The organism is Gulosibacter sediminis (assembly GCF_030011715.1).
GTDB lineage: Bacteria > Actinomycetota > Actinomycetes > Actinomycetales > Microbacteriaceae > Gulosibacter > Gulosibacter sediminis.
Genome location: NZ_JASCYH010000033.1, coordinates 1 through 19,423, shown reverse-complemented (window position 1 = coordinate 19,423; position 19,423 = coordinate 1). Strand labels below are relative to the sequence as shown.

13 protein-coding genes are annotated in these 19,423 nt (G+C 68.5%); 3 read left to right on the top strand and 10 right to left on the bottom strand.

Annotated elements, in window-relative coordinates; translation table 11 throughout:
- Nucleotides 1-66 precede the first annotated feature (66 nt).
- Complete coding sequence (locus QM019_RS10035) at nt 67-549, top strand: hypothetical protein (RefSeq protein ID WP_193127675.1); 483 nt, start codon at nt 67-69, stop codon at nt 547-549.
- Between the two features lie 107 nt (nt 550-656).
- Nucleotides 657-1,598, top strand: a complete 942-nt coding sequence (locus QM019_RS10030; protein ID WP_282852864.1) for a hypothetical protein — start codon at nt 657-659, stop codon at nt 1,596-1,598.
- Nucleotides 1,599-1,705: 107 nt separating this feature from the next.
- On the opposite strand, the gene QM019_RS10025 is transcribed toward QM019_RS10030, so the two are convergent.
- The 10 genes from QM019_RS10025 to QM019_RS09980 all read right to left on the bottom strand — a co-directional run bounded on the left by QM019_RS10025 (nt 1,706) and on the right by QM019_RS09980 (nt 15,434).
- Nucleotides 1,706-3,154 (bottom strand): dynamin family protein, encoded by a 1,449-nt coding sequence (locus tag QM019_RS10025; RefSeq protein ID WP_282852863.1) that lies wholly within the window; start codon nt 3,152-3,154, stop codon nt 1,706-1,708.
- On the bottom strand, nt 3,154-5,379 hold the full coding sequence (locus QM019_RS10020; RefSeq protein ID WP_282852862.1) for an Hsp70 family protein: 2,226 nt from the start codon (nt 5,377-5,379) through the stop codon (nt 3,154-3,156). Before QM019_RS10020 ends, QM019_RS10025 begins: the two co-directional genes overlap by 1 nt.
- 85 nt (nt 5,380-5,464) lie before the next feature.
- Nucleotides 5,465-7,312 carry a dynamin family protein gene (locus tag QM019_RS10015; RefSeq protein ID WP_282852861.1) on the bottom strand — a complete coding sequence of 616 codons (1,848 nt, stop codon included), beginning with the start codon at nt 7,310-7,312 and terminating at the stop codon, nt 5,465-5,467.
- Nucleotides 7,313-7,387: 75 nt separating this feature from the next.
- Nucleotides 7,388-8,464, bottom strand: a complete 1,077-nt coding sequence (locus tag QM019_RS10010) for a glutathione S-transferase family protein (RefSeq protein ID WP_282827440.1) — start codon at nt 8,462-8,464, stop codon at nt 7,388-7,390.
- Between the two features lie 82 nt (nt 8,465-8,546).
- Entirely contained in the window at nt 8,547-9,476 is a 930-nt protein-coding gene (locus QM019_RS10005; RefSeq protein ID WP_282827442.1) for a 4-(cytidine 5'-diphospho)-2-C-methyl-D-erythritol kinase, read from the bottom strand.
- A gap of 40 nt (nt 9,477-9,516) precedes the next feature.
- Nucleotides 9,517-10,362 carry a 16S rRNA (adenine(1518)-N(6)/adenine(1519)-N(6))-dimethyltransferase RsmA gene (gene rsmA / locus QM019_RS10000; RefSeq protein WP_282827444.1) on the bottom strand — a complete coding sequence of 282 codons (846 nt, stop codon included), beginning with the start codon at nt 10,360-10,362 and terminating at the stop codon, nt 9,517-9,519.
- Nucleotides 10,355-11,287, bottom strand: coding sequence for a TatD family hydrolase (locus QM019_RS09995; RefSeq protein ID WP_282852859.1), 933 nt, complete (start codon nt 11,285-11,287; stop codon nt 10,355-10,357). Before QM019_RS09995 ends, rsmA begins: the two co-directional genes overlap by 8 nt.
- A gap of 4 nt (nt 11,288-11,291) precedes the next feature.
- Nucleotides 11,292-12,851 carry a methionine--tRNA ligase gene (metG, locus tag QM019_RS09990; RefSeq protein ID WP_282852858.1) on the bottom strand — a complete coding sequence of 520 codons (1,560 nt, stop codon included), beginning with the start codon at nt 12,849-12,851 and terminating at the stop codon, nt 11,292-11,294.
- Between the two features lie 54 nt (nt 12,852-12,905).
- A complete protein-coding gene (gene rsmI / locus QM019_RS09985; RefSeq protein WP_282852857.1) occupies nt 12,906-13,736 on the bottom strand; it encodes a 16S rRNA (cytidine(1402)-2'-O)-methyltransferase in 831 nt (276 codons plus the stop codon).
- A gap of 3 nt (nt 13,737-13,739) precedes the next feature.
- Complete coding sequence (locus tag QM019_RS09980; RefSeq protein WP_282852856.1) at nt 13,740-15,434, bottom strand: dolichyl-phosphate-mannose--protein mannosyltransferase; 1,695 nt, start codon at nt 15,432-15,434, stop codon at nt 13,740-13,742.
- Between the two features lie 46 nt (nt 15,435-15,480).
- Between QM019_RS09980 and hrpA the strand changes: the two genes are divergently transcribed.
- Complete coding sequence (gene hrpA / locus QM019_RS09975; RefSeq protein WP_282852855.1) at nt 15,481-19,389, top strand: ATP-dependent RNA helicase HrpA; 3,909 nt, start codon at nt 15,481-15,483, stop codon at nt 19,387-19,389.
- Nucleotides 19,390-19,423: the final 34 nt, after the last annotated feature.

Genomic DNA, 19,423 nt, shown 5'->3' with positions numbered 1-19,423 from the left:
GGGAACTTTTCTCCCGCCCCGCGCATCTCACACGTAACGCGAAATTTGTAATCGAAGGATCCGATCATGGTGAATGAACCACAAGAAGAGTCACTCCTCGGCGATGTCCCCGCCGTCAGCGACGCGCAGTGGGACAGCATGCTCTCGTCGACGTTCAGCGCGCCTCCGGGCTTCGCTGACTACCTCGTCGACATGTTTGACTCGGTCACGGAGGATGGCACGACCCCCGACGCGGCGGCCGGCGAAACCGACACCACCGACGACGGCACGATTGACCCCGACGCAATTGACGACCTCGACGCCGACGACGCGCAGCCCGAGGCCGAAGCAGCTGACGACACGCAGGCCGACGACGCGAGCGCCACCGACGGCCAGGTCGGCAACGACCACGTCGACGACACCTTCGTCGACGCCGACCCCACCGACTCCCTCACGGGCGCCGGCGAGTCCGCCGACTCCGACTACGACGCCTACGACTCGACCACCGACTATGCCCACGACGACGCGCTCGGGGGCGACGACATCGACCTCGGCGACCTCGGACTCTAGGCACATCCCCAACGGGGCCAAATAAGTTCGCGTCACGGGAACTTTCAACCGCCCAACCGCATCCAATCTACGTCCCCAGCAGCCAGCACAAACAAGGGAAAGCAGACATGAGCAACTACCAGCCCAACGAGAGCATCGACCTCAACCAGGACGGCATCACCGACGCTCAGGCAGTTGACACCGACGGCGACGGCTACGCCGAGTCGGTCGTAATCGACAGCGACCAGGACGGCGACATCGACATGTCGGTCTCCGACCTCGATGGCGACGGCTACGCCGAGACCACCCTGCTCGACACCGACGGCGATGGCGCCGCGGACACGCAGCTGGTCGACGCCGACGGCGACGGCTACGCGGATGAGGTCACCAGCCTCGACGGCACCGAACCGGTCACCCCCGGCGACACCACCGAGACCGAGACCGAGACTCAGACCGAGACCGAGACCGAGACCGACACGGTCACGGACACCACCACCGACACGACGACCGACACTGGCTCGGGCTACTCGGGCGGCTCCGGCTACACCGACGCGCAGTACGACACTGACGGCGACGGCGTGAACGACTCGGCATACTTCGACCTCGACGGCGACGGCTACGAAGAGACCTTCGGCACCGACACCAACGGCGACGGCTACATCGACACGGCGGTCATCGACACCGACGGCGACGGCTCCTTCGAGACCTACGCCGAGGACACCGACGGCGACGGCGTGCTCGACTCGACCTCGAACGCCGACGGCTCGACCTCGGGCACCGAGACCGACTCGGTCTCGAACGAGACCTCGACCCCCGACGCCTCCGGCACCGACACCTCGGGCGCCGAAACCTCGACGTCCACCTCGTCCGACGGCTACTACGACCTCGACGGCGACGGCTACGAGGAGACCTACGGCGCCGACACGAACGGCGACGGTGTCGTTGACGTCATGTCTTCGGACACCGACGGCGACGGCGTCTACGACCTCTACGGTGAGGACACCGACGGCGACGGCGTGATCGAGAGCTTCGACACCGACGGCGACGGCATCATCGACACCGTCTACTAGGCCGCGAGCCACTCCATCCCAAACGAAGATCCCCGCCAGGCATCACCCTGGCGGGGATCTTCGTTTGGGGTGGAGACGTTCAAGAATTCGGTGAGCGCCGAGACCGGTCAGCCTTGGCGCACCGCCATGAGCGTAAATGAGCGGTCGAGAACCTGGTACGCGTTCTGGCGCTCGGGGTACGGCTCAACGACGGCCGCGCGACGCGCCTCAACACTCCAGCTCAGCGCCTGCTCGCGCAGCTGCATCGGCGCGCTCTGGGGAGGCATCGCGAGGCGCTCGGCATCGTTGCGTGCCGAGAGCTGACGGTCGAGCATGCCGACGAGCGGGTGGTTCGGTTCGATAGCCGCGAGCCGCTCGAGCGCATCCAGTTCGGCAAGGGGATGCAGTTCGGCCCGCAGTCGCGCCTCGGCCACGATCGCGCGAAGCGGCGGCGGCGCACCGTTCGACCAGGCGAGCCGGTCGAGGGCGTCGAGCGCGCGCCGCGCCTTGACGTGCGCATAACGGCCGACGTAGCGGTTCGCGAGCGCGCGACGCAGGTCGTCGATGCCCGAGGCCTGCACGAGCCAGTCGCTCATGGCTCGCGCGCCGCGGCGCGCCTCATTGCGGCCGTGGCGGATGCCGTACTCGCCAATGAGGTCGGCCAAGCGAGCGATCTCGGCGCCAGGGATGCCCGGGCCTACGACTCCTTCGCCGCTCGGGTCGCGCAGCTCGAGATCGAGATCGTCCACGTTCGCGAGCTGCGAGAGCGTGCCGGCATCATGTTCGCGCACGAGTCCGGCACGGGCAGCCTGCGCCATGTTGCCGGCCACCGCGATGACGGTGCCGAGGTGCGCGCCGTGCTGTCTCGAGAACTTTTCGGCGCCCGTACGCGCGAGCTCGATCGGGTCCTGATTGCCCCAGGGGGTGCCACCGAACGTGTCGGCGTGGCTCAGCACGCCGATTGCCCTCGAGGCCGACTCGGCCGGGGTGTCGGTAATCGAGCCCCACTCGTGGAGGAAGTCGGTGTCGTCGCGGAGCATCATGTCATGGAAGACGTAGATGAGCGCATCGGCCTGCTGCACGCTCTCGTGGCCGAGTACGGTACGGCGCGCCGCATCCTCGAGCTCGGTCGTCGTCGTCGACAGACCCGGGGTATCGATCAGCGTGAGGTCGCGCAGGACTTCAGACTGGAGGAAAACGACGGCGTGCGCGATGTGCTCGGTCGGCACGGGCAACCGCTCGGGCAGACAGCCGCGATCGAGGTCGAACGGCACCTGCTGGCCGTCACGCGTGATGACGAGACCACGCTCGGGCCCGCCGAAGGTGTAGTGCGTCGAGATGCGCGTGCACTCGGTCGCCCCCGTCGGCGCGACCACGCGACCGACGAGCGCGTTCACGAGCGTCGACTTGCCAGCCTTAACCCGGCCGACAACCGCGAGGCGAATCGTCTCGTTGAGCTGCCGCCGAACACTGTCGGTCACCCTCGCGGTGCCGCGCCGGTCAACTTGGTCAAACGCGTCGCACACGTCGAGCACGGCCCGACGCATGAGTTCGGTGACGGTAGCCCATGTGCTCATTAGTTGCTTGAAGACGTGCGGTCGGTCGTCGCGACGGCGTACGCAACGTCGGCGAGGGGCTTCGGCGTGAAGCGACCCTGGATGTCCGAGAGGTTGTCGTGGTTGCCGCTGTCGTCGTTACCGAGCGTGATGAAGACTCCGTAGGGCTGGTCTTCGTAGACGTAGTAGTGCGAGTAGCCCCCGCCAGCGTCGGTGTACTCGCCCTCGAACTGCGTGCCTGCGACCTCGTCGCCGATCTTCCAATCGGTGTCGGTGTCGTACGACGTCTGGCCGTACTCGAGGGCCTGGTCGTAGCTGTCGAACTCCATGACGTAGAGGTGCGTGTTCGAGCGGTCGTACCAGGTGCAGTCGATCGTCGATTTCACTCCGAGATCGGCGTCAGTGCAGCTCGCACCGTCGACCTTGACGACCCATTCGAGCCCCTGGGTGCCCGTGAGTTCGGCACAGTTTTCCTGCCCGGAGATGGTCGAGCCGTCCCAGCACTCGATTTCACCCGAGGGAACCTCCGGCGAGAGGGCCTCTTCTGCGGGCTCGGCATTCTGGTTGCCGAAGAGCGCAATGCCGCCCCAGATGCCACCACCGATGACAATGACGGCGATCACGGCGATGACGGCGATGAGCAGTCCGCGGCGCTTCTTCTTCGGCTGGCCGCCCGAGTTCGCGTCGGGGCCGGAGCCGAAGGCGGCCTGCGCACTCGGCGTGTAGCCGCCGCCGTAACCGGAGCCTCCGCTGTTCGAGGACGCATACGCACCGTACGGCAGGGCGGAGGAGTTTGCGTCCTGTCGATCGCCACCGCCGGGGCCGCGCCCGGTCTGCGACGAGTTGAGGGTGCCGAAGCTGCGCGTCGGCGCCGACGACGTGTTCTGCCCGTAGTTCGGAGCGCCCGAGTTGGGCTGCTGCTGCGGAGCGCCGTACTGCTGCTGGCTGCTGTTGAACTGCTGCGTGTTGTATTGGTGCTTCGGCTGCTGCTGATTGCCCTGCTGCTGGCGCGGAATGCTGCTCGTTTGCGGCGGCACCGACGGCTGCACGGCGGTTTCGTTCGGCCGCTGACCCTGCGGGCCCGTCGGACCGGCCGCGGCGCTCGGCGCGGGCGGGAAGTGGCCGGTCGGGGGCACCGAGCCTGGCGCCTGCGCGGGCCGGGTCGAACCGAGCGGGGCAACGTAGAGGGCCCCCTCGGCGACGACGAGCTTCGGGTCGTCAAGCGTGGCAATGCGAATGCCGGTGCGCTCGCGAATCATCTCGCTAATCGCGGGCGTGCGCGATGAGCCACCCGTGAGGTACATCACCTCGGCGCCCGGGCCCGAGACGGTGTCGAAGACTTCCTTGAGCAGCTTGCCAGCCCGGTCGAGGTCGTCGGCGATGAGCGTCTCATACTCCCGGCGCGTGATCGTCACCACGGCATCCTCGTCGCCGAGGCTCACCGCAATGTCGGCGTCGGGGCGGGTCGAGAGTTCGGTCTTCGCGGCCGTCACGGCGCGGCTCAGCGAGGTCTGTGCGCGCAGCTCGGCCATCGTTTTTGGCTGGTGCAGGCGCTTCGCGAGCTCCTCGCTCCCCCTGTTCGACAGTGTGTCGAGGGTCCAGTCGAGCAGGCGTGCATCGAACGAGCGGCCACCGAGCACCGGGTCGCCACCGTACGCGAGCACCCGGTAACCCTGGGGCTCGAGCGGCGCGCGCTCGAGCACGGCGATGTCGAGGGTTCCGCCACCGAAGTCGAACACGGCGACGCGCGAACCGGGCGCCGCCTGGTGGTTGCGGGCGTAATGCGCAGCGGCCGCGATCGGCTCGTTCACGGTGCGGATGCTCTCGGGCGCGAAGCCCGCGGCCACCGCGGCGCTACGCAGTGTTTCGATCTGCGAGGGCGCCCAGGCGACGGGGTGGGTCAGCCATACCTCGGCCGGCGGCTCGTTGTTCTGGCGACGCAGGCTCGCGGCCCGCACGTAGCTGTAGATCTCGCGCGCGATTTCCTCGGGGTCGACGATTTTGCCGGCGAGCACGACCTCGCTGCGTCCGATGAGCGTCTTCGGCGTGCGCTCGAATCCGTCAGGGTGGCGCAGCTGCGCGTTAATCGCCTCGTCGCCGACGCGGTAGCCGTTTGGCGTGAGCACGATTGCCGAGGGCATCGAAATGCTCACGTCAGACAGGGCGACGGGACGAACGTTGCCGTTCGTGTGGATCGCCGCAGCCGTGTTTGACGTACCGAAATCGATCGCGAGTCGCCAAGCCATCTGTGCGGTTTCCTTTACTGGTGAGGGGGTGCGTGCGCGGGTTCTCCACGAAATCCGCAACGCGTGTGCAAATTAGGATACGAGGTTAGGGTTTCTCGCCCGTGCGTTTCTGTTCAATTGCACGCGCTTCCTGCTCCGCGAGCGCAATTGCGTCACGCAATTGCTTGATCTGGGGGTCGAGTTTGCCGATGCGTTCACGGCGCTCGGCCTCGGATGCACGTCGCGCCGACTCGAGTCGCTGCAGCTCGGACTTCGCGGCATTCGCCGACTCGCGCAGGTCGCGATCAAACACCTTCTTTGCGTCGGTCGTGATGACGCCGAGCACGCCGCGCACGGCACGGTCGAGTACCTCGCGCATCTCGGTCGAGGCATCGGCGACGACCTGAATCACCGACTGCCGCTTCGCCTGGCGCCGCGCCAGTACGAACGACAGCGAGCCCATGACACCGGCGCCGATCGCCGTACCGATGCCTGGGAAGATCATCGAGCCAATACCCGAGCCCATGAGGAAGCCCGACATCAGCATGCGAGGGTCGGAGCTCGCGGCCTTGCGGTCACCCAGCTCACGCTTGTTCCGGCCAGCCTCGTGCGCGCGGCGCTCGACCTCGCCGAGCAGGCTGCGCTGCGGATCCATGCCCGCGGCCGAGTAGAGCTCGTGGAGCAGCATCGTCGAGCGGTGCACGATGCCCTGCATGGCGCGGCCGATCTGCACCTCGACGTCGGCGGCCATCTCGTTCGTCATGGCCTGCGACTGCCGCGCACTCATGCCCGTGCCCTTGCTTTGGGCGAGTTCTTTCCAGTGGGTGCCGAAGTCGCGGGCGAGCCGCGAGTTCGCGCTCGTGAGGTCGACGCGCACGCGGTCGACGTTCGCACCCCAGTCGTACTTCGCATCCTCAAACTTGCGCAGCAGCTGGTCGCGGTGTTCCTTCACCGCCGTCATCGACGACTGGTCTTCGACCACGCCGCCGAGTGCCTCTCGCTCGGTTTCGAGGGCGATGAGCGGCTCGCGCAGCAGGTCGGCGCCGCGTCGCAACGCGTTGAGCGTGGGCAGCTGGCCCGCCATGCGCAACGGATCGCGCAGGGTTGCTGCGAGCTGAGGGATGCCGCTCATCTCGAGCAGACGACCGCGGCGCTGCTCGTCGGGCTCGGCGGCGGCACGCTCACCCCAGGCACCCGAAACCCCGACGATCGGAATGCTGCCGAGGCGCGGCTCGCGCTGGGCGAGAATCTGGCGGTTCTCTTCAAGCACGGCCTGCCAATTGCCCCGGTAGAGGTCGATCTTCGTTACGGCGAGAACGAGTTGGTCGATGGTCGCACTGCAGCGCACGAGAAACTCGAGCGCCGGCGCAGTGATACGGCCGGATGCGTCGGTCACGAGCAGCAGCACGCTCGCGTCGTGCGAGCGGGCGATCGCGCGCATCGCGTAGGCCTCGCTGAGGCCGCCCGAGCCCGGCGTGTCGACGAGGGTGGCAGTCGGTACGTAGCCAGGTCGCACGGCGAGCGATGCCTGCAGCGGCTGCTCTTCGGCGTTCATGAAGATCGGCGAGTCGACCTGCACCCAGCCCGGCAGTTGCTGGGCCGGAACCCGCCGGCGCGTCGGCTCCGACGCAAACTCAAGTTCGGCGGTGCCCTGCGGAAACTCCTTGGTCGCCGGCGTGTAGTTCACCGCGAGGGCGGTCGTCTCGATCGGCGCTGTCGGCGCGAGCCCGGGGGCCGCGAGCAGGGCGTTGATGAGCGTCGACTTGCCGCGGTTCATCTCGCCGACCACCACGACCGAGGGGGCGACGCCCTGGGCGTTTTTCACCATCCGGGCGATCGCCGAGAACTCCCGGCCGAGACCGTGCGCTTTCGCGGCCTGGCCCACGCCACGAAACGCGACGGTCGCCGGGTTCGCCTGCTTGGCGGGCCATTGGGCGGGGACAGTCGTCGTCATGACGTCCACGCTACTTGCTCAGCGCGCCCGCCTGCCACCTTCCGCCGGTGCACGAGACGTACTACCTCAGGCGGTTTAGCCCTCGAACTGCGCCGCTTGCGCCGACACGAGCTCATCGATGGTGTGGCCGGGCTCGAGCGGTTCACGGATCTCGTCGGGCGCCGTGCCGTCGCCGAAGGGCGAACCGCCGAGCTGTTCGCGGTGGTGGGGCGTGAGCCAGTTCGCGTAAAGCGGGCCCTGCGGCACGATGCGGGTCGGGTTGATGTCCTCGTGCACCTCGTAGTAGTGGCGCTTGATGTCGACGAAGTCGATCGTGTCGCCGAACCCTGGGGTCTGGAAGAGGTCGCGAGCGTAGGCCCACAGCGTCGGCATCTCGCTGAGTTTGCTGCGGTTGCACTTGAAGTGACCGTGGTAGACCGCGTCGAATCGCGCGAGGGTCGTGAACAAGCGCACGTCGGCCTCGGTGATGTGATCGCCCATGAGGTAGCGCCGGGTCTCGAGGCGCTCGGAAACCTGGTCGAGCGCGATGAATAAGCGCAGATAGGCCGCGTCGTAGGCATCCTGGCTGCCCGCGAAGCCGCAGCGGTAGACGCCGTTGTTGATCTCGGTGTAGATGTGCCGCATGACCGCGTCCATCTCGTCGCGCAGCGCCTCGGGGTAGAGCTCGGGTGCGCCGTCGCGGTGAAACTGCGTCCACTCCGTCGAGAAATCGAGGGTCATTGAGGCAAAATCGTTCGTCACGACCCCGCCGGTCGGCACGTCGACGATCGCCGGTACGGTGATGCCCTTCGGGTAGTCGGGGAATCGCGCGAAGTAGGCCTCCTGCACGCGCTCGTAACCGAGCACGGGGTCGCGGCCGTCCGGGTCCTTGTCGAACGTCCACGAGCGCACGTCGTGCGTCGGCCCGCAGACTGCCATCGAGATCGCGTCCTCGAGGCCGAGCAGGCGGCGCACAATCGTCGTGCGGTTCGCCCACGGGCAGGCACGCGACACCACGAGCCGGTAGCGGCCCGCCTCGACCGGCCAGGTCTGGATGCCTTCGCCGACCGAGCGGCCATCGCGAGTGATGCGATCCTCGATGTAGTTGGTGTCGCGCGTGTACGCCTCACCGGTGCTCATGTACGCGCCCTTTGTTGAAAAGTCATCGACCATGCTGCCAGCTTAGGCGTCCAAAGTGCGCGCCGCATGGATGCCCGGTGCGGGTCGGCCGAGATCTCGACCGGATGCCGGGGGCTCAGTCGGCCAGGATGCGCGCGCCGCCGCTCGGCCCGTTCGCCCGGACGACGGTGTCGCCGCGCGCGCGAAACGACGCGGCGAGCGCATCCGCCGACGCCGCATCCGCCGCGAGGAACGCGAGGGTCGGGCCAGAGCCCGAGACGATGCCGGCGAGCGCGCCGGCGCCCTCACCGTATTCGAGCGCCGCGACGAGGTCGGGGCGAAGCCGCAGTGCGGGCGCCTGTAGGTCGTTGTGCATGGCGTCGGCGAGGGCGACCGGGTCACCCGACCGCAGCGCGAGGAGCGCGGCCTGTGGCACAACGGGCACCGGCTTCGTGAAGAGCTGGCTCCCGTGCTCGGCGCGGTGCTCGTCGAGGGCCCGGTAGGTCGCAGGGGTGGACATGCCTTCGTCGCTGAGGCGGAGCACCCACTCGAAGGTGCCGCCGGCGAGCGTCGGCGCGAGCTCGGTGCCGCGGCCGGTGCCGACCGCGACGTTGCCGAACAGCGCGAACGGCACGTCGCTGCCGAGCTTCGAACCAAGGTCGGCGAGGTCTTCCCGCATCAGGTTCGTCTGCCAGAGCGCGTCGAGCGCGACGAGCGTCGCGGCCGCGTCGGCCGAGCCGCCACCCATACCGCCCGCGATCGGCACCTGCTTGCGAATCACGAGTTCGGCGCGCGCCTCGCGGCCGGTGAACTCGGCGAGCAACCGGGCCGCACGGATCGCGAGGTTGCCTTCGCCCGCCTCGAGCCCCTCGGTGTCGATGGGGCCGGGCGCGAAGCGCAGTGACAGCATCTCGGCCTCGCGGGCCTCGACCTGCTCGACGAGGTTGAGCGCCATGAACAGCGTCGCGAGGGGGTGGTAGCCGTCGTCGGCCACCTCGCCCACCGACAGCGTGACGTTGACCTTGCCTGGGGCCGTCGCCGTCACGCGCCGCGGTGCGTCTGTCATGACCCCTAGCCTACCCGGCAGGTCCGGCTCGGATTCGCGGCTAGGAGGGGTCGCGCGCGAGCCGCAAGAAGTCGTCGGCCGACAACTGCTCGCCGCGCGCCGTGGGCTCGAGCCCAACCCGTTCGAGCGCGGCCGAGGCCTCCTGCGCCGAGCCGCCGAAGCTCGGTGCGAGCGCCTGGCGCAGCATCTTGCGGCGCTGCCCGAAGGCGGCGTCGACGAGCTCGAAGAGGCGCCGGCGCAGCGCGTCGTCGCCGAGTGGTTCGTCGTGGGCGCGGAACTCGACGAGGATCGAGTCGACGTTCGGCACGGGCCAAAACACCTTGCGACCGACGAGGCCGGCCGTGCGCCATTGCCCGTACCAGGCGGCTTTCACGCTCGGGGCCCCGTAGATCTTCGAGCCGGGGCCGGCGGCGATGCGCTCGCCGACCTCGCGCTGCACCATGACGACGCCGCGGCGCAGCGAGGGAACGCGCTCGAGTAGGTGCAGCAGCACCGGCACCGAGACGTTGTAGGGCAGGTTCGCGACGAGCGCGACTGGCTCGCCCTCGACCGCATCCACCTTGAGCGCATCCGATTCGACGACGCGCAGCTCGGCGCCCGGCGCGCGCTCGGCGACTGTGAGCGGCAGCTGCTCGGCGAGGCGCGGATCGATCTCGATCGCGGTGACCCGCGCCCCCGCCTCGAGCAGGGCGAGGGTGAGCGAGCCGAGGCCGGGCCCGACCTCGACCGCGTGCTCGCCCGGCGTCACCTCCGCGGTCGCCACGATGCGACGCACCGTGCCGTGATCGTGCACGAAGTTCTGGCCGAGCTTCTTCGTCGGCTGCAGGTCGAGCTGCTCCGCGAGATCGCGGATCTGGGCTGGGCCGAGCAATTGCACGTCAACCACGTCGCGCTGCCCGCCATGCTGCGCGCTGCTCGACCTCGAACGGGCCGTACAGGTCGAGCGTGTTCTGCGCGAGCTGCGCCGCAAGCTCGTCGGCTTCGACGCCGAGTTCGTCGGCCATGAAACGAATCGTGACCGGAATCAGGTACGGCGCATTCGGTCGGCCGCGGAAAGGCACGGGCGTGAGGAACGGCGCGTCCGTCTCAACGAGGATGCGCTCACGCGGCACCACCTGGAGCGCGTCGCGCAGCAGTTGGGCATTTTTGAACGTGACGTTGCCCGCGAACGAGCAGTACCAGCCTTCGTCGGCCGCGATCTGCGCAAGCGCGGGGCCGCCCGAGAAGCAGTGAAACACCGTGCCCTCGGGCGCGCCGACGCGGCGCAGCAGGGCAACCACGTCGTCGTGGGCGTCGCGGTCGTGAATCTGCATCGGCAGCCGCTCACGCTTCGCGATGTCGATGTGGGCTTCGAACGACGCGTGCTGCGCGCGCAGCGCGTCGTCGCCCGAGGTGCGGAAGTAGTCGAGGCCGGTCTCGCCGATCGCCGCGACCCGGGTATCCTGCGCCAGCCGCGCGATCTCATCGAGCGCCTGCTCGAGCTCGCCCGCCTCGGCATACCGGGGCGCCTCGTTCGGGTGGATCGCGACGGCGGCGAGGAGGCGCGCGTGCGCGTTCGCCGCCCGCACCTGCCACTGGCTCGACGGCACGTCGCCGCCGACCGTGATCGCACCGACGACGCCGGCCTGTGCCGCGAGCTCGAGGTGTTCCTCGAGCTCGCGCCCGGCCTCGCCGTCCTCGATCTCGAGGTGCGTGTGGTTGTCGTAGCTCGGCACCGCGAGCGCCTCGGGCACGTCCGGGTACCGCAGGTCGCGGCGCTGGCCGTGCTCGGCGGTCGAGTCGCGCTTGCGCGGATGCTGCGAGACCGTCACGAGGCTAGTCGGCCTGGTCGATGCGTGGGAACAGCGCCTGCAGCTCGCCAACGCGACCGGTCGAGCGCCACTCGAGCGCCGCATCCGGTCGGATCTCGCCGAGGTCGCCCTCGCCGCCGACCGCAGCCCAGAGCTTCTCGGACGCCAGCGGGATGATCGGGTGCAGCAGCACCGCGAGCACGCCGAGCCCGCGAACCGCGGTGCCGAGCACACCCTCGAGACGCTCGCGCAGCGAGTCGTCCTTTGCGAGCTGCCACGGAGCCTGGTCGGTGATGAACTGGTTGAGCGCGTCGACGAGGCGCCAGACCTCGGCGATGGTCTGGTCGATCGCGAAGCGGTTGATCGCGTCCCCAGCACCCGCCACAGCGGCCTTCGCGATATCGAGGAGCGCGGTGTCGTCGACGTGCGTCGAGGCGACGGACGGGATCTCGCCGTCGAAGTACTTGTTCACCATCGCCACAACGCGCGACGCCAGGTTGCCGAGGCCGTTCGCGAGCTCGGAGTTGTAGCGCGCGTGGAGGTCTTCCCACGAGAACGAGCCGTCCTGGCCGAGGTGAATTGCGCGCATGAAGTAGTAGCGGAACGCGTCGGAGCCGAAGGTGTCGGTGATCTCGCTCGGCTCGATGCCGGTGAGCTTCGACTTCGACATCTTCTCGCCGCCAACGAGCAGCCAGCCGGTCGCGAAGACGCGCTGCGGAGGCTCGATACCTGCGGCCATGAGCATGGCGGGCCAGATCACCGCGTGGAAGCGGATGATGTCCTTGCCCACAATGTGGTTCGCGGGCCAGCGACGGTCGAAGTTGTCGTCATCGTCGCCGTAGCCGATCGCGGTGATGTAGTTGAGCAGCGCGTCGACCCAGACGTAGACGATGTGTGCGTCGTCCCACGGCACGCGCACGCCCCAATCGAAGCTCGTGCGCGAGATCGAGAGGTCGTGCAGGCCGCTGCGCACGAAGCTGACGACCTCGTTGCGCGCCGACTGCGGCTGCACGAAGGTCGGGTTCGCCTCGTAGAAGTCGAGCAGGCGCTGCTGGAAGTCGGAGAGCTTGAAGAAGTAGTTGCGCTCGGCCATAAGCTCGAGCGGCTTCGAGTGAATCGCGCAGACCTTCTGGCCCTCGTACTGGCCCTCGCCGTCGACGATTTCGCTGTCGGGCTTGAACTCCTCGCAGCCGACGCAGTAGAGCGCCTCGAACTCGTCCTCGTAGATGTAGCCGGCATCGTTGAGGTGCGTCAGGAACTTCTGCACGCGCGTCTCGTGCCGCTCCTCGGTGGTGCGAATGAAGTCATCATTCGAGAGGTTGAGCGTCTTGAGCATCGGCTTCCATGCGCCATCGACGAGCTTGTCGGCCCACTCGCGCGGCGTCATGCCGTTTGCGACGGCCGAGCGCATGATCTTCTGCCCGTGCTCGTCGGTGCCGGTGAGGAACCAGGTGTCATCGCCGCGCTGGCGGTGCCACCGGGCAAGCACGTCAGCTGCCACCTCCGCATACGCGTGCCCGATGTGGGGCACGTCATTCACGTAGAAGATGGGAGTGGTGACGTAGAACGATTCGCCAGAAGCCATGCCGGAAAGTCTATCGGGTTGCGTGAGCGTCAATGACACGGCCGTTGCCGACGGTCATACAGCGCCGCCGACGCTCCGGGCCGCGAGCGCAGCGTCGTAGAGCGCGCGCTTTCGCAGGCCGGTGCGCGCCTCGACCTCAGCCGTCGCATCCTTCAGCCGAAGGCCGCCCGCGGCGAGTCGGAGCACCTCGGCAACTGCCTCGTCGAGCTGCACCTCGCGGGCTTCGGCGCCGGCGAGCACGAGCACGATCTCGCCGCGCACGCCCTCACCCGCCCACTGGGCGAGCTCGGCGCACGTGCCGCGGCGCACCTCTTCGTGGAGCTTCGTGAGCTCGCGGCAGACGACGGCCTGGCGCTCAGGCCACGCCGCGGCGAAGTCGTCGAGCGTCGTCGCGAGCCGGTGCGGCGACTCGTAGAGCACGGTTGTGCGCGGCTCGTCGACGAGCTGCTCGATGAGCCTGGCCCGGTCAGACTGCTTGCGCGGCACGAACCCCTCGAAACAGAAGCGGTCGGTCGGCAGGCCCGACACCGCGAGCGCGGTGATGACCGCCGTTGGGCCGGGCACCGAGGTGACCGTCACGCCCGCCTCGGCACACGCACGCACGACGCGAAAGCCCGGGTCGGAGATGGCCGGCATGCCCGCATCCGACACCAGCACGACGGTCTGCTCGGCGGCAAGCCTCGCCACCTCGTCGGCGGCCTCGTGCTCGTTGTGTTCGTGCAGCGCGATGAGCTTCGGGCGTTCGGTCACCTCGAGCAGGCCCAGCAGCTTCGCGGTCGTGCGGGTGTCTTCGCAGGCGACCACATCGGCGGCCCGCAGCGTATCGATGAGCCGAGGCGACGCATCCCCGAGATTGCCGATCGGGGTTCCGGCAAGGATGAGCATCGCCTAGTACCAGCCCGGGAGCCAGTGGGTGAGGTTGAAGTACCAGTCGGGAATCTGCAGGCCGGTCCACACCGGGTAGAAGAACGCCGACACGAGGACCGCGAGGGCGAAGAACCCGGCGATGAGGTTCACCGCACGCGTGCGCTGTTTTCGCGGATCCTTCGCGTCGCCCGCCAGCGTCTGCAGCGCGAGCGCGGCCGCGAGGAACATGAACGGCAGCCAGACGATGACGTAGAAATGGTAGACCGAGGTGCGGCCGGTGAGCAGCCAGGGCAGGTAGCCCGCCGCGTACGACACGAGAATCGCGACGTAGGGCCAGCGCGGCTTCACGAACATCATCATGATGAGGAACACGACGGCGATCGTGCCGAGCCAGTAGAGCAGCGGGTTCGACAGCGACGTGACCGCCTGCACGCACTGGTCGGCGTGACAGCTCGCGTCGACCGCCGGGTCGATGTAGGTGTACTGGAACGCGGTGGGGCGCAGCAGGAACGGCCACTCGTACGGCGCCGAGTTGTACGAGTGCCCCGCCGCGAGGCGCGAGTGAAACTCGTAGACCTGTGCCTGGTAGTCGACGAAGTGCGAGAGCGACAGCTTGGCCCACTCGAAGAAGTTGCCGCCCTGCCAGGCGCCGGTGTCGATAATCCCGTTGAAGCCGCGGCCGGTGATGAACCAACCGGCGTAGCTCGCGAGGTAGATGACGATCGTGAGCGGCACCGCGAGCAGGAAAGAGACGGGCCCCTGCTTCAGCGTCGCTGACGAGAGCCACAGCGTGATTCCCGCCTGCTTGCGGTTGTAGGCGTCGAGGGCAACGGTGAGCACACAGTAGAACGCGAGGTAGTAGAGGCCCGACCACTTCACGCTCGTCGCGAGCGCGAGGGCCACGACCATGGCCAGGAACCAGGGGCGTCGCCAGAGCACCGGGCCCCAGTCGGGGCCGGTCGGCCGCGTCGCCGGCGGGTCGATCGTGCTGGTCCACTTGACCGGCGTGCTCTCGAGCGGCACGGAAGGGTCGTTCGCGTGTTCGCGCTGGCGCCACGCCGCGACCCAGCTCGTCAGTTGACGCCCCTGGTCGTCGCGGTCGTAGAGTAGGAACAGGAAGCCGAGCAGCACGAAGAACATCACGAAGATGTCGAGGATGCCCGTGCGGCTCATCGCGATCGCGTGGCCGTCGATCGCGAGCATCGCCGCCGGGATCGCACCCATCGCGATCGAACGGAATAGCTTCTTGCCGACGAGGTAGAGCAGCGGCACCGAGGCGGCACCGAAGAGGGCGACGCCGAAGCGCCAGGCCCAGACGTGCTCGGCGCCGAACAGGTGCATGAAGATGCCGATGAGGTACTTGCCGAGCGGCGGGTGCACGACGTACTCGGCCTTGTCGAGGTACTCGTCGTAGCCGCCGGTCGCCCAGAGGTCCTCTTTGTTCTCGGGCCATTCCGACTCGTAGCCGTTGTTCGTGATGGTCCAGCCATCGGGCACGTAGTAAATCTCGTCGAAGACGATGCCGTTCGGCTGGTCGAGCCGCACAAACCGTACAAGCACCGCCACGAGGGTGATGATGCCGACGAGAATCCACTCGGTGCGGCGCCGAGCCTGCGGCGATGCCGTCCACCGACCCCAAAGGTCGTCTGCCCACGACCCCACCGGCGTCGTCGGTGTGCTCGCGCCGTCACGTTGGAGTTGGGTCGGGGCAGTCACCCGACCATCGTAGGGGATGCCCCCTGTCACCTAGACTGGAGGGCCGATGGTCGCCATTCACTTCCCACCAGAGCTGCCGGTCTCGCAGCGCCGTGACGAAATCGCCGCGGCGATTCGCGAACACCAGGTGGTGATCGTCGCGGGCGAAACCGGTTCGGGCAAGACGACCCAGCTACCGAAGATCTGCCTCGAGCTCGGCCGCACCGCGATCGGCCACACGCAGCCGCGACGCATCGCAGCCCGCACGATCGCCGAGCGCATCGCCCAGGAGCTCGGCGGTAAGGTCGGCGAGCTCGTGGGCTATCAGGTGCGTTTCACCGACGCCTCGAGCGAGTCGACGCGCATCAAGCTCATGACCGACGGCATTCTGCTCGGCGAGCTGCGCCGCGACCGACTGCTGCGGCGCTACGACACGATCATCATCGACGAGGCGCACGAGCGCTCGTTGAACATCGACTTCCTGCTCGGCTACCTGAAGCGGCTGCTGCCCGAGCGGCCCGATCTCAAGCTCATCATCACCTCGGCGACGATCGACCCCGAGTCGTTCTCGAAGCACTTCGACGACGCACCGGTGATCGAGGTGTCGGGCCGCACCTACCCGGTCGAGGTGCGGTACCGGCCGCTCGTCGGCGAGGCGTCGACCGACGACGAGGAGGATGCGCAGGATGCGCCGTCGGCCACCGACGACCGCGACGTGAACGAGGGCATCGTCGCGGGGCTGCGCGAGCTCGCGGGCGAGCGGGCCGGCGATGTGCTCGTGTTCCTGCCCGGCGAGCGCGAGATTCGCGAGGCCGAGGCGGCGATTCGCGCATCCCTCTCGACCCGCGAGCTCGAGGCGACCGAGCTCCTTCCCCTCTACGGGCGCCTCAGCGCGCACGACCAGCACCGCGTGTTCGAGCCGAGCAAACGCCCCGGCGTGCGGCGCCGCGTCGTGCTCGCGACGAACGTCGCCGAGACCTCGCTCACGGTGCCGGGCATCGCGTACGTCATCGACGCGGGGCTCGCGCGCATCTCGCGCTACTCGGTGCGGGCGAAGGTGCAGCGGCTGCCGATTGAGGCGATCTCGCAGGCCTCGGCGAACCAGCGCTCGGGCCGCTCGGGTCGCACCCGCGACGGCATCGCGATTCGGCTCTATAGCGAAGAGGACTTCGAGCGTCGGCCCGAATTCACCGACCCGGAGATTCTGCGCACGAACCTCGCGAGCGTGCTGTTGCAGATGCTCGAGCTTGGCCTCGGTGCAATCGAAGACTTCCCTTTCCTCACGCCGCCCGACTCGCGCGGGGTGAAGGACGGCGTCGACCTGCTGCGTGAGCTCGGTGCGATTCGTGGCGGCACCGGGCGGGGCGTGCCGCAGCTCACGAAGACCGGGCGTCAGCTCGCATCCCTGCCGATCGAGCCCCGCTTCGCCCGCATGGTGGTCGAGGCGAAACGGCTCGACGTCGCCCGCGATGTGCTCATCATCGTCGCCGGCCTCACGGTGCAGGACATCCGCGAGCGACCGCTCGAACAGCGCGCCAAGGCCGACCAGCTGCACGCGCGCTTCCGCGACCCGTCGAGCGACTTCATGTCGCTGCTCAAGCTCTGGAGCTACCTCGAGGAGCAGCAGCGCGAGCTCGGCTCGTCGGCGTTCCGGCGCCTCTGCAAGGCCGAGTTCCTGAACTACGTGCGACTGCGAGAATGGCAAGACCTCTTTCGGCAGCTGCGCGAGACGGCCAAGCCGCTCGGCCTGCGCATCCAGCGGCCGGATGCGGGGGCCGAGCCGGGCGCGAATGCCGACGCTGTGCATCGCGCGCTGCTGTCGGGCCTTCTGAGCCACATCGGCGTGTTCGACCGGCAGCGCCGCGACTACCGCGGGGCGCGGAACACGCGCTTTCGGGTGTTCCCCGGCTCGGGACTCAAGGGGTCGAACCCCGAGGCGGTCATGGTCGCCGAACTCGTCGAGACGTCGCAACTGTTCGCGCGCACCGTCGCGAAGATTCAGCCCGAATGGGCCGAGTCGCTCGCCGGCGAGCTCGCGAAACGGCAGCATTCAGAGCCCCACTGGGAGCGTAAGCAGGGCCAGGCCGTCGCGCTCGAGACGGTGACGCTCTACGGCGTGCCGATCGTGACGCAGCGCCGAGTCGGCTTCGCCGCGATCGACCCGTCGTGGAGCCGCGACCTGTTCATTCGGCACGCGCTCGTCGAGGGCGACTGGACCGGCCGGTACCCGTTCGTGCGCCGCAATCAGCAGCTGCTGCGCGACGTCGCCGAATTTGAGGAGCGCACGCGAACCCGCTCGCGCCATGACGACACCGAGGTGCTGTTCGAATTCTTCGACGAGCGACTGCCCGCTGACGTCGTGTCGCAGCCGACGTTCGACCAGTGGTGGCGCGTGGCGCAGCAGGAGCAGCCGAAGCTGCTCGACCTGCGCCGCGGCGACCTGCTCGAAGACGACGACGCGACCGAGAATGCCGAGGCCTACCCGCGAACGTGGCAGCAGGGCGAGCAGCAGCTGCGCCTGCGCTACAAGTTCGACCCGCAGGCGCCCGACGACGGCGTCACGGCCGTCGTGCCCGTGCAACTGCTCGCGATGCTCACACCTGACGGCTTCGACTGGCAAGTGCCGGGCCTGCGCGAGGAGCTCGTTACGGCCCTGCTGCGTACCCTGCCGAAGGCGACCAGGCGCAACTTCGTGCCCGCCGCCGAGTGGGCGGCGCGGCTACTCGACCAGGTTGGCGAGGTGCGTCCCGACCGGGGCGAGCCCGTCACAGCACCCCTCACCGAGGTGTTGCACGGGCACCTCCAGCGACTCGGCGGCATCCGCTTCGACGCCCGCGAGTTCGAGCCCGAGCGCGTCCCGACGCACCTGCGGATGCGCTTCCTCGTGCTCGACGATCGTGGCCGCGAACTCGGCGAGGGCAGCGATCTACTCGAGTTGCAGCAGCGGCTCAAGCGCCAGAGCGAGGCCGCGCTCGTGCGCGCCACCGAGGCTCCCCCGACTCCCAGCAATCGGCGCGGGCGGGGCGGCCGCAAGGATGCGCCCGGCAGCGATGCCAAGGCCGCGGCCGAGCCGTCGCGCGGGTCGACGGAGTCGGTCGCTGAGCAGCGCGAGCTCACCGGATGGCCGGAACGCGACCTGCCCGAGACCTTCGAAATTCGGCGCAAGAACGGCGTGATTCGCGCCTGGCCGACGCTGCAGCTGCGCGACGCCGCACGCCCCGCGACGAGCAAGGTCGACCTCGTGCTCGCGACGACGAGCGCCGATCAGGTGCGCGAGCATCCGCGGGCCGTCGCCGTGCTGCTTGCCCGCAGCGTGCCCTCGCCCGCGACGTACGTGCTCGCCCACCTCACCTCGCAAGAAAAGCTGGCGCTCGCGGCGAGCCCGTACCCTTCGACCGAGCAGCTACTCGCCGACGCCACCATCGCGCTCGCGCAGCGGACCGTTGACGCAGCCGGCGAACCGGTGCGCACGAAGGCGGCCTTCGATGCCATGCGCGAGCAGTTCAACGCCGAGCTCATCGACGCACTATTCGAGGTCGTGCGTCTCGTGGGCCAGGTGCTCACGGCGCACCGCGACGCGCTGCGGGCGGTCAAGAGCAGCAACGCGATGGCCTACCTCGCGACGCTGACCGACGTGCGCGGGCAGCTCGAGGCACTCGTGTTCGACGGCTTCGTGTCGCGCACCGGGCTCGAGCAGCTGCAGCATTTGCCGCGGTACCTGCGAGCCGCGACAGCGCGTATCGAGCGGCTCAGCACGAGCGCGGCGACCGAGCGCGCGGGCGCGGCCGAGCTCGAGCAGGCGCTCGCGCTCTTCCGGGATGCGGGCGGCACGCTGCCGCTCGCTCTCGACGCGCCGGAGCACCTCGTCGCGGCGCGCTGGCTGCTCGAGGAGTTCCGCGTCAGCCTCTTCGCCCAACAGCTCGGCACGGCCCAACCGGCCAGCCTCAAACGCCTCCGCAAACTTCTAGGGGGTTGAGTGGTCATTTTTTGTAGGTTTGGCGCCGCCAAAC

Excerpts from the sequence above, each read along its gene's own strand:
- QM019_RS10010 (WP_282827440.1), bottom strand. The coding sequence starts at position 8,464 with ATGGTCGATGACTTTTCAACAAAGGGCGCGTACATGAGCACCGGTGAG.
- metG (WP_282852858.1), bottom strand. The coding sequence starts at position 12,851 with ATGGCTTCTGGCGAATCGTTCTACGTCACCACTCCCATCTTCTACGTG.
- rsmI (WP_282852857.1), bottom strand. The coding sequence starts at position 13,736 with ATGCTCATCCTTGCCGGAACCCCGATCGGCAATCTCGGGGATGCGTCG.
- QM019_RS10005 (WP_282827442.1), bottom strand. The coding sequence starts at position 9,476 with ATGACAGACGCACCGCGGCGCGTGACGGCGACGGCCCCAGGCAAGGTC.
- QM019_RS10020 (WP_282852862.1), bottom strand. The coding sequence starts at position 5,379 with ATGGCTTGGCGACTCGCGATCGATTTCGGTACGTCAAACACGGCTGCG.
- hrpA (WP_282852855.1), top strand. The coding sequence starts at position 15,481 with ATGGTCGCCATTCACTTCCCACCAGAGCTGCCGGTCTCGCAGCGCCGT.
- QM019_RS10015 (WP_282852861.1), bottom strand. The coding sequence starts at position 7,312 with ATGACGACGACTGTCCCCGCCCAATGGCCCGCCAAGCAGGCGAACCCG.
- QM019_RS10035 (WP_193127675.1), top strand. The coding sequence starts at position 67 with ATGGTGAATGAACCACAAGAAGAGTCACTCCTCGGCGATGTCCCCGCC.
- QM019_RS10025 (WP_282852863.1), bottom strand. The coding sequence starts at position 3,154 with ATGAGCACATGGGCTACCGTCACCGAACTCATGCGTCGGGCCGTGCTC.
- QM019_RS10030 (WP_282852864.1), top strand. The coding sequence starts at position 657 with ATGAGCAACTACCAGCCCAACGAGAGCATCGACCTCAACCAGGACGGC.